The following is an 18,998-nucleotide window of genomic DNA, read 5'->3' as shown; positions in this document are numbered from 1 at the left end:
ACGGCCGAGCCCTCTGACACGACCGATCCCCCGCGCTCGGCCGACTCCCCGCGCAGGGCCGAGCCCTCGCGCGTAGCCGAACCCTCGCGCGTAGCCGAACCCTCGCGCGTAGCCGAACCCTCTGACCCGGCCGATCCCCCGCGCATAGCCGAACCCTCGCGCACGGCCGATCCCCCGCGCGTAGCCGAGCCCTCTGGCACGGCCGGCTCGGCGCGCACGGCCGGCTTCTCGCATGCGACCGGTTCCCGTGGCGCGGCCGGTTCTTCGTACTCGGCCAGGTCTTGCCGCACGGTGGATCCAAGGCGCGCTGCGGGTTCGGCGCGCACGGCCGGTTCGTTGCGCATGGCCGGGACTTCGGGGACGGCGGGTTCCTGCTTCGCGGCCGGGGTGGGGCCGCCGGACAGCGCCATGGTTCGTACGTGGGCGCTTGGGCGGGCCGGTGGCGGGACGCTCGGGCGCGGCGGTTCGGCGGGGGCCGCCAGGTGGCGGAGGACGACCTCGCGCTGGGCGGCGATGATCTCCCGGCTCGTGCGCAGGTACTCCAGGACGGCGGGGTCGGCGGGGCGGGCGGCGGCGATGCGCTCCGGCGGGCGGAGCGCGCCGGGCGGGTAGCCGCCTGCGGCGGTGCGTACGCGGTGGCCGTCGACGAGCCAGCCCGGCGCGGCGGTACCGCCGGTGAGCGGGCGGGTGCCGCGTCCGGCGAAGAGGGGCAGCGGGTCGACCGCGATGCCGGCGGCGGCCAGCTCGGCGAGCGCGCGCAGCAGCGCCACCAGCCCGTTCTCGCCGGGGGCGGCGCAGCTGACGGCGGTGTGCGGGCGGTCGCCGAGGACCGCGGCGGCGAGGTCGGTCAGGGCGCGGCCGGGACCCGTCTCCACGAACGTGCGGGCTCCCGCGTCGTACATCGCCTCGATCTGCTCGGCGACGTGGACGGGCGCGGGCGGCGCCGCGGCCAGGTCGGCCGGGTCCGTCTCGTGCGGGCGGGCCGTCGTGTTCGCCCAGACCGGGAAGGCGGGCGAGCGGAGGTCGCGGCCGAGGAGGTCGTCGCGGGACGGGGGCGCGCCGGCGCACACGGCGCCGACGTCGATCATGTCGGTGTCGTCGATGACGCCGGCGGCGCAGAGCGCGGCGAGTTCGCCGTGGCCGTGGCCGGCGGCGAGGTCGGGGTGGACGCCGACGGCGGTGAGCAGGCGGTGCACGGCCAGGCCCGCGACGCCGGTGCCCTCGTGGCGCCCGCCGGCGAGGCGCAGCAGGCGCTGGAGGCGGGGGAAGGCGACGAAGAGATCGGCGACCGTGCCGGGCCGCCCGTCCTCGTCCGGGAACAGGAAGGCGACCTGGCCGGGCTCGCCGGACGCGAGGCGGACGCCCCGCTCGGGGCGGAACTCCGCGGCGAGGGCGAGCTTCTCGCGGAGGTCGTCCGGCCCGGTCGCCGCGAACGCCGCCTGCACGGGGCCTTCGAGGGACGCGGCGGTCCGGGCGAGATCGCGCAGGCGGGGCTCCCCGTCGTCCAGGAGCCGCGCCAGCCGGTCGATCTCCTCCCGCGCGGCGGCCCGGTCGTCGCCGCGGATCAGGAACAGCTCGGCGGGCCACTCGGCGAGGCCCGACACCGGTTCGGGAGCGCCCGCATAGCCGGAGAGGACGGCGTGATACCGCGCGCCGCAGAACCCGGAGGCGCCCACGCCCGCGAACCGGTCGCCGGGGCGGGCGGTCCAGGGGCGGGCCGGCCCGGGGAGCACGCCCGTGTGCAGCGCGCAGGCGATCTTGATCAGCTCGGCGGGGCCGTCCGTCCCGGCCAGCCCGGCGGCCGACGGCGGCACGCCCGCCCGCTCGTGCGCGCGCTCATGGGCGGGCCGGCCGCTGGATCCGGCGACGGACTCGACCACCGCGTAGATCCGGTCGCCGTCGCGCTCGGCGTCGGCGAGGCGTTTGAGGACGACGCAGGCGACGCTCTCGTCCGGGGCGGACGCCAGGTCGTGCAGGCGGGCGCCCACGCAGAGCGCCATGGAGCTCGAACCCGTCACGAGGTCCTTGCAGGCGGCGTCGAGGGCCGCGAGGGACGTCCCGGCGATGGTGCAGGCCGTTCCGCCGAGGCCGAGGCGGTCGGCGATCCGCGCGGCGGCCGCGCCGGCGGCGGCGCCGTCCGGGGAGTCCCCGGCCGGACGCGGGAGCTGCTCGTCCAGCCCGGCCGGGAGCCCGCCGAGATAGGACGGGAGCGCCGCGCGCAGGGCGTGCGCGGCGCCGAGGTCGCCGCCGCCCTCGGCGGCGAAGAACACCGAGGTCCGGGACCGGTCGAACGGCCGGTCGGCGTAGCCCGCGTCCCGCAGCGCGCGGGACGCGACCTCCAGCGACAGCAGCTGCACGGGGTCGATGCCGCCGATCGCGTCGGCGGGGATGCCGTAGGCCGCCGCGTCGAACGGGACGGCGGGAAGACGGCCGCCCGGCTCGCCGGCGCCGCGGACGACGCCCGCCCAGTAGCCGTCGGTGTCGCGGGCGCCCGGGGCGACGCAGCCCATGCCGATGATCGCGATGCCGGCCGGGCGCGCGGGTTCCCGCGCGGCGTCGGCGGCCCCGATGCCCAGCTCGGCGGCGCGCGCCGCGAGGAACGCGGTCGCGCCGGAGGTGACCTGCTCGTGCAGGTCGGCGATCCCGGTCCGGGCCGAGCGCAGCGCCGCCGCCTGCCCCATCGCGTACATGCCTTCGGAGCGCTGCCGGACGGGGTCGACGGGCGTGCCGAGCCGCAGTCCCCGGCTCGCCAGGTGCAGGCGCCCGGAGTTCAGCTTCTCCAGGCGGCGCCGCACCTCCGGCTCCGGCGTCCCGGCCTGCTCCAGCTCGCGGCGGGTCTCCTCGAACGTTTCGACGTAGGGGGTGCGGGCGCAGCGGACCGCCTGCCCGGGGGCGGTCTCCAGCAGGGCGGTGCCCTCGCAGGCGAGCGCGACCTCCTGGTAGCCGGGCGCGATGGCGCCGGCCGCGACCGCCTCCTGCGTGAACAGGTAGGCGGTGCCCATCAGGACGCGGACGTCGGCGCCGCGCTCGGCCAGCGGCCCGGCCAGCGCGGCGACCATCGCGGCGGACCGCTCGTCGTGGACGCCGCCCGCGAACATCAGCGACAGCTCACCGGCGTCGCCGCCGAACCCCATCAGCCGTTCGACCTGCGCGTCCCACAGCGGGAAACTCGCGTGCGGCCCGACGGGGCCGCCGCCCTCGCGGCCCGCGAGGACGAACTTCCGCGCGCCCTCGCCGAGGAGCCGGCCGAGCGCCTCGGGCGACGGGGCGTGCAGGTAGGCGGCGATCCCGGCGGCCTCGAGCGCCGCGGCCTCCGCGGCGTCCCCCGCGCCGGTGATCGCGTACGGGGGGCGGGCGTCCCGGACGGCGGTGAGCTGCTCCGCGCGCAGTTCCGGCGGCGCCCCGGCGGCGATCGCGGCGCCCCAGGGACGGTCGCCGAGCCGGTCGGCGGTCTCCCGCAGCAGCGCCCGCACCCGGCCGCCGTCCATCGCGCCGAGCGCCAGGAAGGGCAGGCCGCCGTCCTGCGCGACCGCGCCCGCGAACGCCGACCGGTCGCTGACCTGCGCCATCGGCCCCTGCACGGCGACCGGGACGGGGCGCGGCGCCAGCGGCTCGGCCCGCACGGCGGCCCGCAGGTGCGCGGCGATCTGCTCGCGGACGGCCTGGACCACTCCCCCGGCCGTCTTGTGGCGGCGGACGAGCGCCGACGCCGGCGCGTCGAGCCCGCCCAGGTCCATCTCCCGGACGCAGGCGAGCTGCTCGTCCAGGACGATCCCGGCCGCGCCGCCGGCGACGGACGCCGCGGCCGTGTGGGGGCCGATGCCGCCCGCCGCGTACACCGGGACGTCGAGGTCGGCCAGCAGCCGCTGGAGCAGGATGAACGTGGTCATGTCGCCGCGGCCGCGCGCGATGATCCCGACCTGGTCGGTCAGGCCGCGCCCGACGCGGACGGCGGCCGCCGCCTCGGCGGGGTCCGCGACCTCGATCAGCAGGCGGCGCCCCCGGGCGATCGCGGCGATGTCGAGCCAGTCGCCGGACGCGGGCGCGGGGGCGTCCACGACGACGGTGCCGGCGGCGGGCGGGACCTCCGCCGCGCGGACGCCGCACCCGGCCGGGACGCGGACGCCGAACGGGCCCGCCCACCAGCGGCGCACGTCGGCGAGCGCGGCGAGCGCGGGCGCCCGGTCGGCGCCGAGGTCGAGGATCCCCGTCCCGCCGGCGCGCGCGACGGCCACGGTGAGATGGGGCACGGGCCGGCCGGGCGGGGCGGCCCCGATGATCTCCGTCCCGGCGCCTTCCGCGGGGGCCGGGTGCCCCCGTGACATGCCGTATCCGCCGGCGTCCGCCGTCATGCTGTGCCCCCCGACGTCCCGTGCGCCAACAACGGAGCGCCACACTACGGTCGGCGACGCGACGATTACCGAGACGACACACTCGCGGGCGTGTCGCTGGCTGCGCCGCAAAGAAGATTGGGACGTCCCTTGGCGTGCGGAAGACCCCGAAGATCCGGATCAGCCGGGTACGGCGGCGCGCTGCGCGCGTATCCCGTGCCTGACGATGCCCTCGTCGAGCCACCGGTCGAGGTGCCGCCACGTGGTCGCCCTGGCCTCGCGCCCGGTCAGCACGCCGAGGTGGCCGCCGGACGCGATCTCGAACCGCACCTGCGGCGCCCCGCGCAGCGCGCCGACGAGCGGCCGGACGGCGCGGACGGGCGCGAACCCGTCGCCGCGTCCCGCGACCGCCAGCACCGGCACGCCGATCCGGCCGAGATCGACGGTGCGGCCGCCGATCTCCACGGCGCCGCGCAGGAGGGCCCCTCCGTCCAGAAGGGCGCGGTAAATCCGTCTGGCGGCATGCCCGGGATGGGCGGTCGTCAAGTGCCGGAAATGCTCCATCGCCTCGATCTGCGCGAGGAAATCGGCGCTGTCGAGATGGCCGATCATCGCGCAGGGGCGCAGCAGATATTTCTCCACGCCGCCCCGGTCCGGCGGCGGGGCGAGCCGCGCCGCGGCCGCGTCCACCGGCGCGGCGACGGCGGCGACCGACGCGATCGGCAGGCCGGGGTCGGCGGCGGCGGCCAGCAGCGCCATGATCCCGCCGAGGCACCAGCCGACGAGCTGGACGGGCTGCCCGCCCGCGTCCCGGCTGACCGCGCGGATCGCCGCCGGCAGCACCTCCCCGACCCACCGCTGCAGGGCCGGGTCGGGGTCGTCGTACCGGGCGGGGTCGTGATCGAGCAGGTAGCTGCGGCGCCCGGCGCGGACGACGTGCTCGGCGAGGCTGCACCCGCGGCGCAGGTCGTAGCAGCGGGCCGGGGTGCCCGGCGGCGGCACGAACAGCACCGGCGGCCCGGCCGGCACCAGCCCCTCCGGCGGCCGGTAGCGGCGCACCGTCCGCCCGGGTCCGGCGTCGATCGGCTCCGCCGGCATCGGGCGCAGATCGGCGAACCGGTCGGACAGCGCCAGCCGGAACAGATTGGACGTCGCGTCTCGCAGGCCCCGCGGGGAGAGGATCATTTCGTCAGTATCCGTCCGCATTCGTGGATAACGGCGCGGGCGCATTGACCAAAGGCGGCCGCCGCCGTCCAGGCCATTAATACACTGGTCACCGTCCCCCGGAAATCACCGCCCTGTGAAGCCTGCGTGAATTCGGCTTGACAGCGCGGGCCGGAGGTGGCCTCGTGAGAATCTCGCACGGGGGCGGCGACATCGCGCATAATGGCGATCACGGTCCGTGGCGGCCCGGAACCCGTGCGGGCCGCCCGGGCACCCGCCTCTCCCCCTTCCCCGTCCCCCGCGCCGGTTCGACGGCGGCGACGGGGGGACGCTGAGGGAGAACGCTGATGGACGAGGCGGAGGTGGCGATGCCGGATCCTCACCTGACGGAGGTCGGCTGGGCGGGGTCCGTGCTGCGGCTCACCGGCCGGTTCGAGCCCGGCGGGGCCGTCCCCGAGATCGAACTGGTGCTGCACGAGCAGGATGAGGGCGGCCGGCTGCGCGTGCCCGTCGCCGTCGAGGCCCGCAACGGCGTCGTCACCTTCGAGGCGGAGGTGGACGTCGCGTCCGTCATGGGCGGGCGGCCGCTGCCCGGCGGGCTGTGGGACGTCGGCCTGGCGATCGGCTCGCCGCCGGCGCCCGGCACGGTCCCGCTCGGCCGCGCCCCCGGCATGGACCCGTCGCCGCAGCGGCGGTTCCTGCCCGGTTCGGTCACGGTCATCGCCTACTTCGGCATCGACGGCCTCCTCAAGGTCGACGTCGGCGGGCGCTCGCACTCCGCCGGGTCCGTCCGCGCCGACGGGACGCGCTGGAACGGGGAGCGCGCCGAGATCGTCGTCACCGGCCACCTGGACCTGCGGGAGATCAGCATGCCGATCTCCGGGACGCTGCTGCTGACCCAGCCGGCCTCGGACCGCAGGTTCGAGGTCATCGCCATGCTGGAGGAGCAACCCGACCGGCTGCGCTACACCGCCGCCGTCCCGGTGACCCGGGCGCTCATCGACGACCCGCTGCCGCGCGGGACGTGGGACGTGTCGCTGTGCGTCGGCTTCTCCGGGATGCACCGGGAACTGCGGCTGCTCGCCCCCGACGAGGGGGTGGACGTGCAGGTGTGGCGGCGGCTCCGGCATCTGCGGGTGACGTCCTCGACCGCGCCCGACCCGCTGACGATCACCCTCGGCCGCGCCTGAGCGGCCCGTCCCAGGGGAACTGCCGGGACGCGCCCACCACCGCCGACAGCAGCACGACCACGGCGGTCCCGCCGGCCAGGTTGAGACCGGACGTCGCGAGCGCCGCGTCGAACGGGCCGCGCATGGTCAGCGGCAGCACCGTCAGCACGAAGACGGCGATCGCGCCGATGCACGCGAACGCCCGGACGGGACGCGCCGCCGTCGCGAGCAGCAGGTGCATCAGCGCGGTCGCCTGGATCGTGGCCGCCATCGCGCACAGCGCGTAGCTGGTGGCGGCGGGCGCCGCGGGCGTGTGCCCGCCCGCGAACACCGGGACCTCCACGCCGAACGCCGCGCGCAGCGCCATCACCGCGGCGAACGCCAGGCCGCCGCCCACCAGGGACGCGGAGATGCCCGTCCACCACAGCGGGCGCAGCGGCGGCCCGGACTCGGCGGCGGCGATCTCCTCGTGCAGCGCGACGAAGTCCTCGTACCGCTTCGGCGGCGCCTCGACCGTGCGGCGCCGCGCCGTGGAAGGGCACCGGAACGACCGTTCCCAGGGCCGCGGCGCAGGACGGCCGGCGTGCCTGCCGGGCAGGCCGCCGGGGTACCGCCCGGATGGCGAGTCGGGCATGTTCCCTCCCCCGGGTGCGAACGTAGACGTGCTACCCGGCAGCGATGTGGGAACTCGCCCAAGTTCGACAATTTGCAGTTGTTTGGCCCCGTACCCCGGCATGCCGGCGCCCCCGGCGGCGGCCTGGGGCCGCGGACCGGGGGCGCCGTCCCCGTCCGGTCGTCAGACGTCCGGTCGTCAGACCTGGCCGGCCTTCTCCAGCGCCGCGCAGCACGTGCCGGTGATCAGCCTGGTCACCACGTACGGGTCGACGTTGGCGTTGGGGCGGCGGTCCTCGATGTAGCCCTTCTTATCCACCTCGACCTGCCAGGGGATGCGCACGGAGGCGCCGCGGTCGGACACGCCGTAGCTGAACGTGCTCCACGCGGCCGTCTCGTGCATGCCGGTCAGCCGGCGCTGGATGTCGGCGCCGTAGTTCGCGACGTGCTCGTCGGCCTTCTCGGCGAGCGCCTCGCACGCCGTGATGATCGCGTCGTAGCCCTCGCGCATGGCCTTGGTCGAGAAGTTCGTGTGCGCGCCGGCGCCGTTCCAGTCGCCCTCCACCGGCTTCGGGTCGAGGGTCGCGGCCACGTCGTACTCCTCGGCGATGCGGTAGAGCAGCCACCGGGCGACCCACATGTGGTCGCCGACCTCGACCGGGCCCGCAGGGCCGATCTGGAACTCCCACTGGCCCGGCATGACCTCGGCGTTGATGCCGGAGATCTTCAGGCCGGCGTCCAGGCAGGCGTCCATGTGCCGCTCGACGATCTCGCGCCCGAACACCTCGTCGGCGCCCACGCCGCAGTAGTAGAAGCCCTGCGGGGCCGGGTAGCCGCGCTCGGGGAAGCCGAGCGGGCGGCCGTCCTTGAAGAACGTGTACTCCTGCTCGATCCCGTACCAGGAGTCCTGGTCGGCGTACTGCTCGGCGATCGGGCGGAGCTTGGCCCGCTGGTTGGTCTCGTGGGGCGTCCCGTCCACGAGGAAGACCTCGCACAGGACGAGCTTGTTGGCGCCGCCCCGGATGGGGTCGGGGCAGGAGAAGACCGGCTTCAGGACGCAGTCGGACCGGTCGCCCGGCGCCTGGTTGGTGCTGGAGCCGTCGAACCCCCAGTCCGGCAGATCTGCGCCGTCGGCGAGGATCCGCGTCTTCGACCGCAGCCGCGCGGTCGGCTCGGTGCCGTCGATCCAGATGTACTCGGCCTTGTAGCTCAACGTCGGTCCTCTCGTTCCGCCTGGCCTCACGGGTTCGGCCCCGTAGAACGTGCCAACCGGGCATTTCCGACCTGTTGCCCGTATGTGAACGCCATGTAACACGCACCCCGACCTGCGGAGACGTTCGTCACACCGGCCCATTGCGCCCGCCGCCGCAAAGTCCCCCCGATTGTTTACCCCACCGGCACCGGCCGATTACACCGCCCGTTCCAAGATGATCACGGAATGCCGTCCGGCGCATGCCGCGGCGGCTCCTACCAGGAAAAACAGAACGGGGGAAAACGGATGAGGCGGATTTTCTCGGCCTCGCTCGGCACGGTCGTCGTGCTGGCGGGGCTCGCCTCCGTCGCGCCGGCGAGCCAGGCGGCCGGCGGCCCGAAGGGCGGGCGCACCCATGTCGTCCTGCCCGGCCATTCGATCCAGGCGGCCGTCGACCGCGCCAGACCCGGCGACACCATCCGGCTCAAGAAGGGCCACTACGCGGGCGGCGTCCTCGTCCGCAAGCGCCTCACCATCCGCGGCGAGGGCAACGAGACGATCCTGCGTCCGGGGCACCGCGACCACTGCGCCAAGGCCGGCGCGCCCGGCATGGGCATCTGCGTGATCGGCAAGGCGAAGCACCCGGTCAAGGGCGCGACGATCCGGAACCTGAGCGTGCAGGGCTTCAAGGCCAACGGCGTGCACGGCATGTACACCGACCGCCTGACGGTGCTGGCCGTCCTCGCCAAGAAGAACGGCGAGTACGGCATCGCCGAATTCCGTTCGACCCGCGGCCGGTTCGTCTGGAACTGGACCCTCGACAACGACGAGGACGCCGGCCTCTACGTCGGGGACGCCGCCAACGCGCGCGGCACCGAGGTCGCCTACAACCACTCCTACGGCAACACGCTCGGCGTCCTCGTCCGGCACGCCCACCACGTCAACGTCCACGACAACGAGATCACCGGCAACTGCGTCGGGGTCGCCCTCGTCGACGACGGCCAGAAGGGCGGGCAGGGCCACAACAACGTCTGGAAGAACAAGATCTACAAGAACAACCGGAGCTGCGCGGGGCACGGCCCCGTCCCGCCGCTCGGCGGCACCGGGATCCTGTTCTTCGGCGGCGAGCACAACACCGTCAAGAAGAACGTCGTGAAGTCCAACCGCGGCAAGCTGGACTACTCCGGCGGCATCGTCCTCTTCCCGGGCGTCGCCGCTCCGGGCGGCCACGCCCTTCCGGCGCGCCACAACCTGATCAAGGCCAACGTCGCCCGCGGCAACGCCCCGTACGACCTGGTCGACCAGAGCGGCAGCAAGACCAACCGCTTCGTGCACAACAAGTGCCGCACCTCGAAGCCGCGCGGGCTCTGCTGACCTGACCCGCACGCTCCGCGAGGACCCCTTTCCCGCGTCCGGGAAGGGGGTCTTCTCGCGCGATCACCCCCGGCCGCGCAGGAACCGCTCGCCGAGGGGGGTCAGCGCGTGGTGCACCGTCTTGCCCCGGCGCTCGCTGGCGATGAGGCCGGCGCCGCGCAGGGCGGCCGCGTGCTGGGACGCCGACGCCGCGCTGACGCCGAGCCGCGCCGCCAGCGCGCCGGTCGTGAGCTCGCCCTCGGCGACCGACCGGAGAGCGGCCGCGCGGGTCCGGCCGAACACCCGCGGCAGGGCCGCGCCGCTCGACCCGCTGAGCGGGCGGGACGCCGGGAGCACGATGCTCGCCGGGCCGCCGCCGGCGACCAGGACGCGCGGGCCGGTGACGAACGGCGACGGCATGATCACGAGCCCGCGTCCGCGCAGCCGGACGTCGCCGTCGCGCAGCGTCTCGATCTCCAGGACCGGGGGCGTCCAGCGGACGGCGGGGTGCAGGTTCCCCAGCAGGCCGCCGATCCCCTGCTCGGCCATCGTCCTCGCGTGACCGGCCGCCTCGGCGGACAGGTGCTCGCCGAGTTCGGGCCACACGTCCGCCAGCGCGGTCCGGTGGAAGTCCCTGAGGCCGCGGACCAGCGCCCGCATCGTCTCGCGCTCCCCGGCGGCCAGCCGGGGCAGCCACGACGCGGGGGGACGCGGGCCGTGCGAGCGCTCCAGCTCGGCGCGGATGCGCCGGGCGGGCGTCGAGGCGACGGCGTCGAGCTCCGCTTCGAGCCCCGGCACGGGCGTGTACGGGGTCAGGAAGTCGGGGAGCCAGCGGCCGGGCGGCACCAGGTCGAGCAGCAGGCGGGACGGGCCGGTGAGCCGGGCGCGCGTGCGGGACCGCCACCCGCCGGGGATCGGCGCGGGCCCCGGCCGGCGCAGGGCCTGCGCGCCGAGGACGGTCTGGGCGATCGGCGAGAGGCCGGGAATGACGCGGATCCTGGCGAGGTCGTCGTAGTCGAGCCAGAGCCGCAGCATGACCGGAATCTATGACATTTCGGCTATTTCCAAAATCATTGCGCGGGGTTCGGGGCTCATGGAGGGTGCCGCCATGAAGCGCCTGATCTGCCGCACCGTCCCGTTCGTGATGGCCGCAGCCTTGATCTCCATCGCGGCGCCCGCACGCGCCGGCGTCCACGAAGGCGACATCGACGGGGTCCCGTACCGCGTCGAAGTCCCGAGCCGCTGGAACGGGACGCTGCTCCTCTGGAGCCACGGCGCCTACAGCCTGGAGTTCCCGGCGCCCACGGACATCTCGCTGACCAACCATCCGGCGACTGAGCGGTGGCTGCTCGACCACGGCTACGCGCTGGCGGCGTCCCAGTTCCGCACGGTGCGCGGCTGGGGCGTCGTGGAGTCCGGCCTCAAGGACCAGATCGCCCTGCTCGACTGGTTCACCGCCAACGTCGGCAAGCCACGCCGCACCATTTCCGCGGGGGCGTCGGCGGGCGGCCTCGTGGCCGTGCTCCTGGCGGAGCGCAACCCTGCCCGCTTCGCCGGCGTCGCTTCGCTTTGCGGCGTGCTCGGCGGCACCACCGGGCACTTCAACAGCGCACTCGATGCGAACTTCGCCATCAAGACGCTGGTCGACCCTGGGCTCGAACTGGTGCGCATCAAGGACCCGGAGGCGAACACCTCGAACGCTCGGGGCGTCCTCACGTCCGCGCTGGGTGACGCCAGTGGCCGCGCCCGGCTCGCTCTGGCGAGCGCTCTGGCGGACGTCCCCGCTCGATACACGTCGCGTGCGCCGACGCCGAAGACGCTCGCCGAGCAGGTACAGCAGCAGTACTACTACGCCGCTTACGACCGGGGCGCCTTCTGGGGTCTGAACCGGTCGGACATGGAGTCGCGCGCGGGCGGAAACCCGTCCTGGAACACCGGCGTCGACTACCGGAAGCTGTTCGCCCGCTCCAGCCAGAAGTCGCTGGTCATCAAGGCGTACCGCGAGGCCGGGCTGAGCCTCCGCAAGGACCTGGAGAGGTTGAACGCCGCACCGCGCATCAAGGCGGACCCGAAGGCCGTGCGCTACATGGACCGCTTCGGCACCCCCACGGGCCGCACACCGTGGCCGGTGATCACCCTGCACTCGACGGGGGACGGCAACGTCCCGCCCGAGAACCAGCGCTATTACGCCACGCAGGTGCGGCGAGCGGGCAACCCGGCGAACTTGAAGCAGCTCTATGTGGACCGGGGCAACCACTGCACTTTCAGCGCGTCTGAAGAGATAACCGCCCTGCGAACCCTTCTGACCCGCATGGATACCCGCCATTGGCCCGGCACGCGCCCATCAGTGCTCAACCGGGCCGCCGCCTCACTCGGCCCGGACTACCAGACCGTCTTCGACCCGGACCCTGAGCCGGGCCTGCACCCGACGACACCGTCCTTCACCCTGCACCACCCGTCGCGCTACCTGCGTCCGTAGCCGCTGCGCGGGGGCATGACCCCCTGTCTCCGTCCGTCCCGGAAACAGGGGGTCCTCGCGGCTACTCCGCGTACGGCTGGTTCTCGCCCTGGGCGCTGTAGCTGATGCTCCAGACGTAGCCGTCCGGGTCCGCGAAGGTGCCGCCGTACCCGCCCCACGACAGGGGGCCGGCCGGCTTGTGGATCGTCGCGCCGGCCTTCTCGGCCTCCGCGATGATCTCGTCCACCCGCGCCTCGCTGCGGACGACGTACGTCAGGACGATCCCGCTGAAGCCGCTGCCCTCGGGGCTCACGCCGACCTGGCCGGCCAGGCCCGCCCGCTCGTAGAAGCCGACGAGCGAGGACCCGTCCGACGCGAAGATGATCGACACGCCGTAGTCGTCCCGGATCTCCCAGCCGAGCCCGTCGGTGTAGAACCGCCTCGTCCGGTCCATGTCCTGGACGCCGATGAGGATCGTGCTGACGTGCGCTTTCATATCTGGTCCTTTCGTCACATCGGCGTGGTCCCGCCGGTCAATCGGTATGACAGGCACGGATGGAGGAATGTGACGGATGGCCGAACACGACTGGCTGAGCGAGCGGTTCGCCGAGCACCAGGGCCGCCTGGAGGCGCTGGCCTACCGGATGCTGGGCTCCCGCAGCGAGGCCGAGGACGCGGTACAGGAGGCGTGGCTGCGGGTCGGCCGCGCCGACACCGGCGAGATCGAGAACCCGGGCGGCTGGCTGACGACGATCGTCGCCCGGGTCTGCCTGAACATGCTGGAGTCGCGCCGGACCCGGCGCGAGCATTCAGCCGGTGCCCTACCGCCCGAGCGGGCGGCCCCAGCCCAGGCCGGCCCCGAGGACGAGGCCCTACTAGCCGACTCCGTCGGCGTCGCGCTGACCGTCGTGCTGGACACGCTCACCCCGACCGAACGTCTCGCGTTCGTCCTGCACGACATCTTCGCCGTCCCCTTCGCGGAGATCGGCGCCATCCTGGACAAGTCCCCGGCAGCCGCACGCCAGCTGGCCAGCCGCGCCCGCCGCCGGGTACAGGGCGCAGCCGAGGAATCGTCGCGCTCGCCCAACCGGGAGATCGTCGCCGCCTTCCTGGCCGCGTCCCGCGGCGGAGACTTCACCGCCCTGCTGGAACTGCTCGCCCCGGACGCCGCGGCCGGCGAGATCCGCGGCGCCCGCGAAGTGGCGGCCTTCTTCTCCGGCCGAGCCCAGGCCGCCCGCCTGGCCCTGGTCAACGGCGTCCCCGGGGCCGTCTGGTCGCACCGAGGCCGCCCGAAGGCCGTCTTCTCCTTCACCATCACCGCCGGGAAGATCACCCGCATCGACATCGACACCGCCCCGACCGATCTCGACATCGTCTACCTCCCGACCGCCGAGGAGCGGTGATGAGCCGCCGCACTCTGGCGGTCCACGACCTGGACGAGGCTCTCGCCTTCTACCGCGAGGTACTCGGCTTCAACGTCGTCCACCGGGACGCTCAACAGGCGACCGTCAGCTCCCCGAACGCACAGGTCGTCCTTGCGGCCTCACCAGACCTCGAGGACCCGAGCGAGCTCACCGTCCCAACCGACGACTGCGACGCCGCCTTCGAGCGCACTGAGGCCGCAGGCGCCGAAGTGATGCAGGAACCGATCACCCGTCCCGACGGCACCCGCACCTGCGCGTTCCTGGACCCGTCCGGCAACACACTGCGTTTCATCCAGTCCGCCGGGCACCGATGAATTCGACGGCCGGGCATGGTCCACACCTGCGGACACACGGATCTGGAGGAGCCATGCCTGCACTACCGCCCATCGTCGACGCCGAGACCTGGCAGCAGCACCTCGACGACCTGCGCGTCCGGGAGAAGGCCGCGACGCGGGAACTCGACGCGATCGCCGCCGAGCGCCGCCGGATGCCGATGGTCGAGATGCCCGACTACACCCTCGAAGGCGAAAACGGCCCGGTCAGCCTCGCCGACATCTTCGAGGGCAAGAGCCAGCTGATCGTCTACAACCACATGTGGTTCCCGGACGAGACCTGGCAGTGCTCGGGCTGCACCGGCTTCACGTCCCAGTTCACGCGCCTGGAGTTCCTGGACGCCTACGACGCCCGGTTCGTCATCGTCACGCAGGGGCCGATCGAGGAGGCACTCGCCTACAAGCGCCGGGTCGGCAACAAGATGACCTGGTACTCCACCGCGAACAGCTCCTTCGGCAGCGACGTAGGCGCGCCCCCAGGCGGCGGCTTCGCAGTCAACGTCTTCCTCCGCGACGGCGACACCGTCTACCGGACCTGGCACACCAACGGCCGGGGCACCGAGCAGCTCAGCCACTCGTTCGCCCTGATCGACGTCCTCCCGTACGGCCGGCAGGAGGAATGGCAGGACTCCCCGAAGGGCTGGCCGCAGTCCCCCACCTACTCCCGCTGGCCCAGCTCCGAACAAATCGCCGCCGCCTACGGCGAGCACTCCTAACGGTTAGTACTCCGGCCGCCTGTGTACCAAGCCGACGGCACTCCCGAACCGTGACGTCGCTCTGCCGTCACGGTCCGGGATCCGGGGGCGTTGGATCACTTGGCGAGCCCAGCGGCCATGTCCGTCCGGGCCGGGCGACGGACGGGGAGCACGTGACCACGCCGGTGTGCCAGCCACATGAACACGACGGTGGCCACCACGCCGAACACCACGGCGTACACACTGCCCTCCGGTCCGAAGTCGCCGCCCGTGACAAGCGCGGGACCCGACATCGTCGCGTCCAGCAGCCCCTGCGGGGTGTTGCTGCCCGACACCTCGGTGCTGAAGATGGCGCTCGCGGCGACGTTCCAGCCGAAGTGCAGACCGATCGGCACCCACAGCTTGCGGGTGGCGATGTACGCGGCGGTCAGCATCCCGCCCGCCTCGATGGCGATGGCGACGGCGCCCCACAGGGTGGCGTTCGCGTTGAGCAGGTGGATCAGGCCGAACAGCGAGCCGGTCAGCACGAGCGCGATCCAGGTTCCGGTCCAATGCTCGACGTTCCGGAACAGGACACCGCGGAAGACCAGCTCCTCGGTCACGGCGGCACCCGCCATGATGCCGAGCAGGGCGACCGCGTTCGCCGGCGTGCCCAGGCCGTTGATCGTGTATTCGCCGATGAAGGCGATGTTCGCGATGACCGTCCCGAACAGCGCGATGCCGAGCAGCGTGCCCCAGCCGATCGCGGCGCCTGCCCCCTTCGGCGACACTTCGACGGGGGTCCGGTGCTCGGTGCGCCGCACCACCCAGCCGTAGACCAGGACCGCGACGACGGCCGTCAGGACGCCGGCGACGAGCGCCAGCCAGGGGTTGTCCTTCGCCGCCGCCGTGCCGAAGCTGCCGGGGATCCAGACCGCCACTACCGCTAAAAGCTGCCATATCAGACGCATGATGACTCCTTCGTGAGAATCCGCGGCGTGGGCGCCGCGGGCTGTCGGCAGGGGTGCGCTCAGCCGGAGAGGTCGACGCCGAGGGCGATGTCGAAGGTCCCCGCGCCGTTGCGGGCCAGGCCCATCAGCAGCGGGCCGACCGCTTCCAGCCACCGGGCCATCTCCAGGCCGCCGACATCGAGCGGGCGCAGTCCGAGGCTCTCGATGAACGCCGACACGTCGGCCTTGGCCCGCGCGTCATCTCCGGCGACGAACACGTCCAACGGACGCCCCTGGGCCAGCACGTGGCCGAAGACCGTGTTGAACGCCTTCACCACGTGCGCACTCTCCGGGACTGCCTTGGCGATCTCCTGCGCACCGGACGTGCCTTCAGGGGTGACGACCCCGGTGGCGTCGGCGTTGAACGTGTTGGAGATGTCGATGATGAACTTGCCGGCCAGTGCGTCCCCGTAACGGGCGACGACCGGCACGGCGCTGGCGTATGGCACGGCCAGGACGACGATGTCGCCGACCGGGACGGCGCCGAATGTCCCAACTGTGGCCCCGCCGCCGAGCGTCGCGGCCAGGTCCTTCGCCTTGGCCGCGTCGCGGCCGATGATCTCGACGCCGTTGCCGCCGGCGACCGCGCGTGCGGCTATGGCGTGGCCCATGCCGCCCAGGCCGATAATGCTGACGCCACTCATTTCGTCTGCCTTCTTTTTTTGGAACTGATTAGGACGCTGTGCCTGCTGCCAAACGGTTGTGGCCCTTGCGCCATTCCCGTGGGTAGGTCGGTATCCGATACTTCTTTCAGCAGCTGCGATACCCTGGAGGCATCGCCGGACCGGGAGGCTTCATGGATCTGGACCTGCGCAAGGTCCGCTATTTCGTCGCCGTCGCCGGCAGGCTGCACTTCGGCCGCGCCGCCGATGAGCTGCACATCGCGCAGCCGGTGCTCAGCCGGCAGATCCGCGCGCTGGAAAAAGATCTCGGCACCCCGCTGCTGACAAGGGACAGCCACGGCGTGGCGCTGACCGACGCCGGCAGGCAGTTGCTGGCCGACGCCGGCCCGCTGCTGGCCTCCGCGGACGCGGTCCGCCGCCGGGTGACCGCGGCCGCGCGGGGCAGCCGGCGGCTGGCGGTCGGCTTCCGGACCGGTATCCCGGTCATCCCGGCGGCCCGGGCGTTCGAGGCCCGGCATCCGGACGTGGTCGTGGACGTGCACCGGATCGAATGGGACGACCAGGCCACGATGCTGCTCGACGGCCGCATCGACGTCGGCTTCGTGCGGCTGCCCATCGACGAGACCGGCCTGCGCGTCATTCCGCTGTACACCGAGCCGCTCATGGTGGTGCTGCCCGCAGGCCACCGGCTGGCCGGTAGGGAGCAGGTCACCGAGGCCGACCTGGCCGGTGAGCCGCTGGTCTGGCATGCCGACCCGAGCACGCACCCCACCAGGCGCCCGCACCCCGACTCCGGGCTCCGGGTACGTGGCGTGGAGGAGAAACTCGAGCACGTCGCGGCCGGCCGGGGCATCTCGTTCGTGGGGCGTTCGGAAACGCTGTTCTACTCACGCCCGGGCATCGGCTACGTACCCATCCCGGAACTCCCGCCCGACCAGGTGTGCCTCGCGATGGCGGCATCGCGCACCTCGCCGCTGGCCGACGACTTCTTCACCGCGGCGCAGGCGACGGCCGAGACCACCGCGGAATGCGGGAACTATGAGATGTGACGGCGTGCAAGCGGTGCCGTTTCAAATGAGGTGATTTCAGAGAAACGAATCGGACTCCCGATTCTTAACCAAGCGAGAGACAGCCGGCAGAATCTGACATTCGATGATCAGTCTGTCGAGAGGCTCCCATTCGCTGGCCATGCGGGCATCCTGGCGCGCACGGGCTACTGACCGGCTGAGTTCGTTGGGCAGCGGTGCGCCCCGGTGACCGCCGACATCTGCCGGACGTCGCGGAGGCGTGGCGAAGTGCGGCCCGGCGCGACCGCCCGGTGACCGGCGCCCACGCCGCACGCTTCGAGCGGCCTGGCGCGGGTCGCGCAGCAGCCTGACCGCCGTCTCCCCGATGACCTCAACGCCGGGACGGTCGCCGTTCGGCAAGCGCAAGTCGAGTTGGACACCGGCGAGCCTGATCATCACTCCACCGAAGTCACGCACCGGCCTTCGCGCTGTGGCACCCCCATGCGGTCATCCCGGATCAGCGGCGACATCTCGGCGACTTCAGCGGCGCTGAGCCCGACGCGCTGATCTTCACCGGCAAGCGCGGCGGTGTCCTGCGGCGGGCGAACTTCCGGCGCGCGAACAAGTGGGACGAGACCCTGACCAAGCCCAGCGCGCCGACCTCCGATTTCACACCCCTCCGCCACACCGGGAACACGTTCGCAGCCAAGTTTGAGGCGACGCTCGGCGACCTTTGGAACGGATGGGCCATGACAGCGTGCGGGCCGCGGTGATCTACCAGCGCGCGACGAGCAGGCGCAGGACCAAGAGTGAGGCCAGACGTCTGGTCAGCGAGCCGGGTGCCGCTTGACCTGCTCGATCAGATCAGCGAACTCCACAACGGACAAGGTGAGGTATCCCCTGGCCGGGTCCTTGCTGTCCCGCACCCCGACCCCGGCCCCCAGCGCAAGTCGCCCCAGCTCAACACACTGCTCGTCGTTCACGCCGCCGCTGTAGGAACTCTTGCGCCACTGGACGATCATGTGTACCTCTCCAAGTACTGTTCCACGATCTTGCGAGAGGCTTCCTCGGAGGCAGCCTTCACGCCGATACGGTCGAACGTAATCGAAAGCTCCCGAACTTCGCCAGGCATGATCACGCAGGCTGATCAAGGTCCTGACCTGCCGCGCCCCATAGCTCCCGCGCTCCGATGTGGCACGCAAGTGGCACGGGGCCGCCCTCCCGCGTGGCACGCAAACCGGTCCCCCGCCTGAGCTTCCCGTCTGCCGTCGTCCCGCGCTCCGCGCTGCCGGGCCAGGGCCAGGGGGTGAAGGTGGAGCGCCCCACCGGACGAACGACCTTCACCCCCTGGCCCTGGTCTGGTAGATCCCCGATCGGGACGGCGGCAGACGGGAAGCTCAGGCGCCACCTCAACCATCGGTAACCGTTACGGGCACGCCCCGGGCTTCCCAGAGTCGGAGTGCCCTCGCCGGAGGCATGAAGGAAGCTCAGCCATGTAGTGGTGACCAGCGTCCGGGCGGGGGCGCGCCCCGGTGACCGCCGGCACCTGGCGAACAGAGCGGCGGCTTCGCGATGCGCGGCCCGGCGCGGCCGCCCGGTGACCGGCGCCCACGCCGCACGCTCCGGGCGGCCTGGCGCGGGGCCGCGCA

General features: G+C 73.1%; 16 protein-coding genes. 7 read left to right on the top strand and 9 right to left on the bottom strand.

Going from position 1 to position 18,998, the window contains the following annotated elements:
- Together ACIWVC_RS16990 and ACIWVC_RS16985 are read right to left on the bottom strand one after the other, a co-directional pair.
- Window positions 1–4,352: beta-ketoacyl synthase N-terminal-like domain-containing protein (locus ACIWVC_RS16990; RefSeq protein WP_396454301.1), on the bottom strand; the 4,352-nt coding region annotated here is incomplete at its 3' end.
- Between the two features lie 159 nt (window positions 4,353–4,511).
- Complete coding sequence (locus ACIWVC_RS16985) at window positions 4,512–5,516, bottom strand: alpha/beta fold hydrolase (protein ID WP_396448599.1); 1,005 nt, start codon at window positions 5,514–5,516, stop codon at window positions 4,512–4,514.
- Window positions 5,517–5,842: 326 nt separating this feature from the next.
- Between ACIWVC_RS16985 and ACIWVC_RS16980 the strand changes: the two genes are divergently transcribed.
- On the top strand, window positions 5,843–6,685 hold the full coding sequence (locus ACIWVC_RS16980) for a hypothetical protein (RefSeq protein WP_396454300.1): 843 nt from the start codon (window positions 5,843–5,845) through the stop codon (window positions 6,683–6,685).
- Here the strand turns inward: ACIWVC_RS16980 and ACIWVC_RS16975 are convergent.
- Together ACIWVC_RS16975 and glnII are read right to left on the bottom strand one after the other, a co-directional pair.
- On the bottom strand, window positions 6,666–7,298 hold the full coding sequence (locus ACIWVC_RS16975) for a hypothetical protein (protein WP_396454299.1): 633 nt from the start codon (window positions 7,296–7,298) through the stop codon (window positions 6,666–6,668). The two genes, ACIWVC_RS16980 and ACIWVC_RS16975, sit on opposite strands and share 20 nt — an antisense overlap.
- 177 nt (window positions 7,299–7,475) lie before the next feature.
- Entirely contained in the window at window positions 7,476–8,489 is a 1,014-nt protein-coding gene (glnII, locus tag ACIWVC_RS16970) for a glutamine synthetase GlnII (protein WP_396448596.1), read from the bottom strand.
- Window positions 8,490–8,774: 285 nt separating this feature from the next.
- Between glnII and ACIWVC_RS16965 the strand changes: the two genes are divergently transcribed.
- Entirely contained in the window at window positions 8,775–9,842 is a 1,068-nt protein-coding gene (locus tag ACIWVC_RS16965) for a nitrous oxide reductase family maturation protein NosD (protein ID WP_396454298.1), read from the top strand.
- A 63-nt stretch (window positions 9,843–9,905) separates the two neighbouring features.
- On the opposite strand, the gene ACIWVC_RS16960 is transcribed toward ACIWVC_RS16965, so the two are convergent.
- Window positions 9,906–10,856, bottom strand: a complete 951-nt coding sequence (locus tag ACIWVC_RS16960) for an ArsR family transcriptional regulator (protein WP_396448594.1) — start codon at window positions 10,854–10,856, stop codon at window positions 9,906–9,908.
- A gap of 73 nt (window positions 10,857–10,929) precedes the next feature.
- Here ACIWVC_RS16960 and ACIWVC_RS16955 point away from each other — a divergent pair, with 73 nt between their 5' ends.
- Complete coding sequence (locus tag ACIWVC_RS16955) at window positions 10,930–12,300, top strand: alpha/beta hydrolase family protein (RefSeq protein ID WP_396454297.1); 1,371 nt, start codon at window positions 10,930–10,932, stop codon at window positions 12,298–12,300.
- A gap of 61 nt (window positions 12,301–12,361) precedes the next feature.
- Here the strand turns inward: ACIWVC_RS16955 and ACIWVC_RS16950 are convergent, their stop codons facing one another.
- Window positions 12,362–12,775, bottom strand: coding sequence for a VOC family protein (locus ACIWVC_RS16950; RefSeq protein ID WP_396448591.1), 414 nt, complete (start codon window positions 12,773–12,775; stop codon window positions 12,362–12,364).
- Window positions 12,776–12,851: 76 nt separating this feature from the next.
- Here ACIWVC_RS16950 and ACIWVC_RS16945 point away from each other — a divergent pair, with 76 nt between their 5' ends.
- The 3 genes from ACIWVC_RS16945 to ACIWVC_RS16935 are packed head-to-tail and all read left to right on the top strand — an operon-like array spanning window position 12,852 to window position 14,751.
- Window positions 12,852–13,682 (top strand): sigma-70 family RNA polymerase sigma factor, encoded by an 831-nt coding sequence (locus ACIWVC_RS16945; RefSeq protein ID WP_396454296.1) that lies wholly within the window; start codon window positions 12,852–12,854, stop codon window positions 13,680–13,682.
- A complete protein-coding gene (locus tag ACIWVC_RS16940) occupies window positions 13,682–14,017 on the top strand; it encodes a VOC family protein (protein ID WP_396448588.1) in 336 nt (111 codons plus the stop codon). Before ACIWVC_RS16945 ends, ACIWVC_RS16940 begins: the two co-directional genes overlap by 1 nt.
- Before the next feature lie 53 nt (window positions 14,018–14,070).
- On the top strand, window positions 14,071–14,751 hold the full coding sequence (locus ACIWVC_RS16935) for a DUF899 domain-containing protein (RefSeq protein ID WP_396454295.1): 681 nt from the start codon (window positions 14,071–14,073) through the stop codon (window positions 14,749–14,751).
- Between the two features lie 95 nt (window positions 14,752–14,846).
- Here ACIWVC_RS16935 and ACIWVC_RS16930 read toward each other — a convergent pair whose 3' ends face one another.
- Together ACIWVC_RS16930 and ACIWVC_RS16925 are read right to left on the bottom strand one after the other, a co-directional pair.
- Window positions 14,847–15,680 (bottom strand): lysostaphin resistance A-like protein, encoded by an 834-nt coding sequence (locus ACIWVC_RS16930; protein WP_396454294.1) that lies wholly within the window; start codon window positions 15,678–15,680, stop codon window positions 14,847–14,849.
- A gap of 59 nt (window positions 15,681–15,739) precedes the next feature.
- On the bottom strand, window positions 15,740–16,363 hold the full coding sequence (locus ACIWVC_RS16925) for an NADPH-dependent F420 reductase (protein ID WP_396448585.1): 624 nt from the start codon (window positions 16,361–16,363) through the stop codon (window positions 15,740–15,742).
- Window positions 16,364–16,515: 152 nt separating this feature from the next.
- Between ACIWVC_RS16925 and ACIWVC_RS16920 the strand changes: the two genes are divergently transcribed.
- Window positions 16,516–17,391: a LysR family transcriptional regulator gene (locus ACIWVC_RS16920; RefSeq protein ID WP_396448584.1), complete on the top strand. Its 876-nt coding sequence runs from the start codon at window positions 16,516–16,518 to the stop codon at window positions 17,389–17,391.
- 785 nt (window positions 17,392–18,176) lie between these two features.
- Here the strand turns inward: ACIWVC_RS16920 and ACIWVC_RS16915 are convergent.
- Window positions 18,177–18,371 (bottom strand): DUF397 domain-containing protein, encoded by a 195-nt coding sequence (locus ACIWVC_RS16915; RefSeq protein ID WP_396454293.1) that lies wholly within the window; start codon window positions 18,369–18,371, stop codon window positions 18,177–18,179.
- Window positions 18,372–18,998: the final 627 nt, after the last annotated feature.

This window comes from Actinomadura sp. (genome assembly GCF_044508335.1).
Classification (GTDB): domain Bacteria; phylum Actinomycetota; class Actinomycetes; order Streptosporangiales; family Streptosporangiaceae; genus Spirillospora.
The sequence above is the reverse complement of the archived record's forward strand: the minus strand, read 5'-3'. Positions and strand labels throughout refer to the sequence as shown.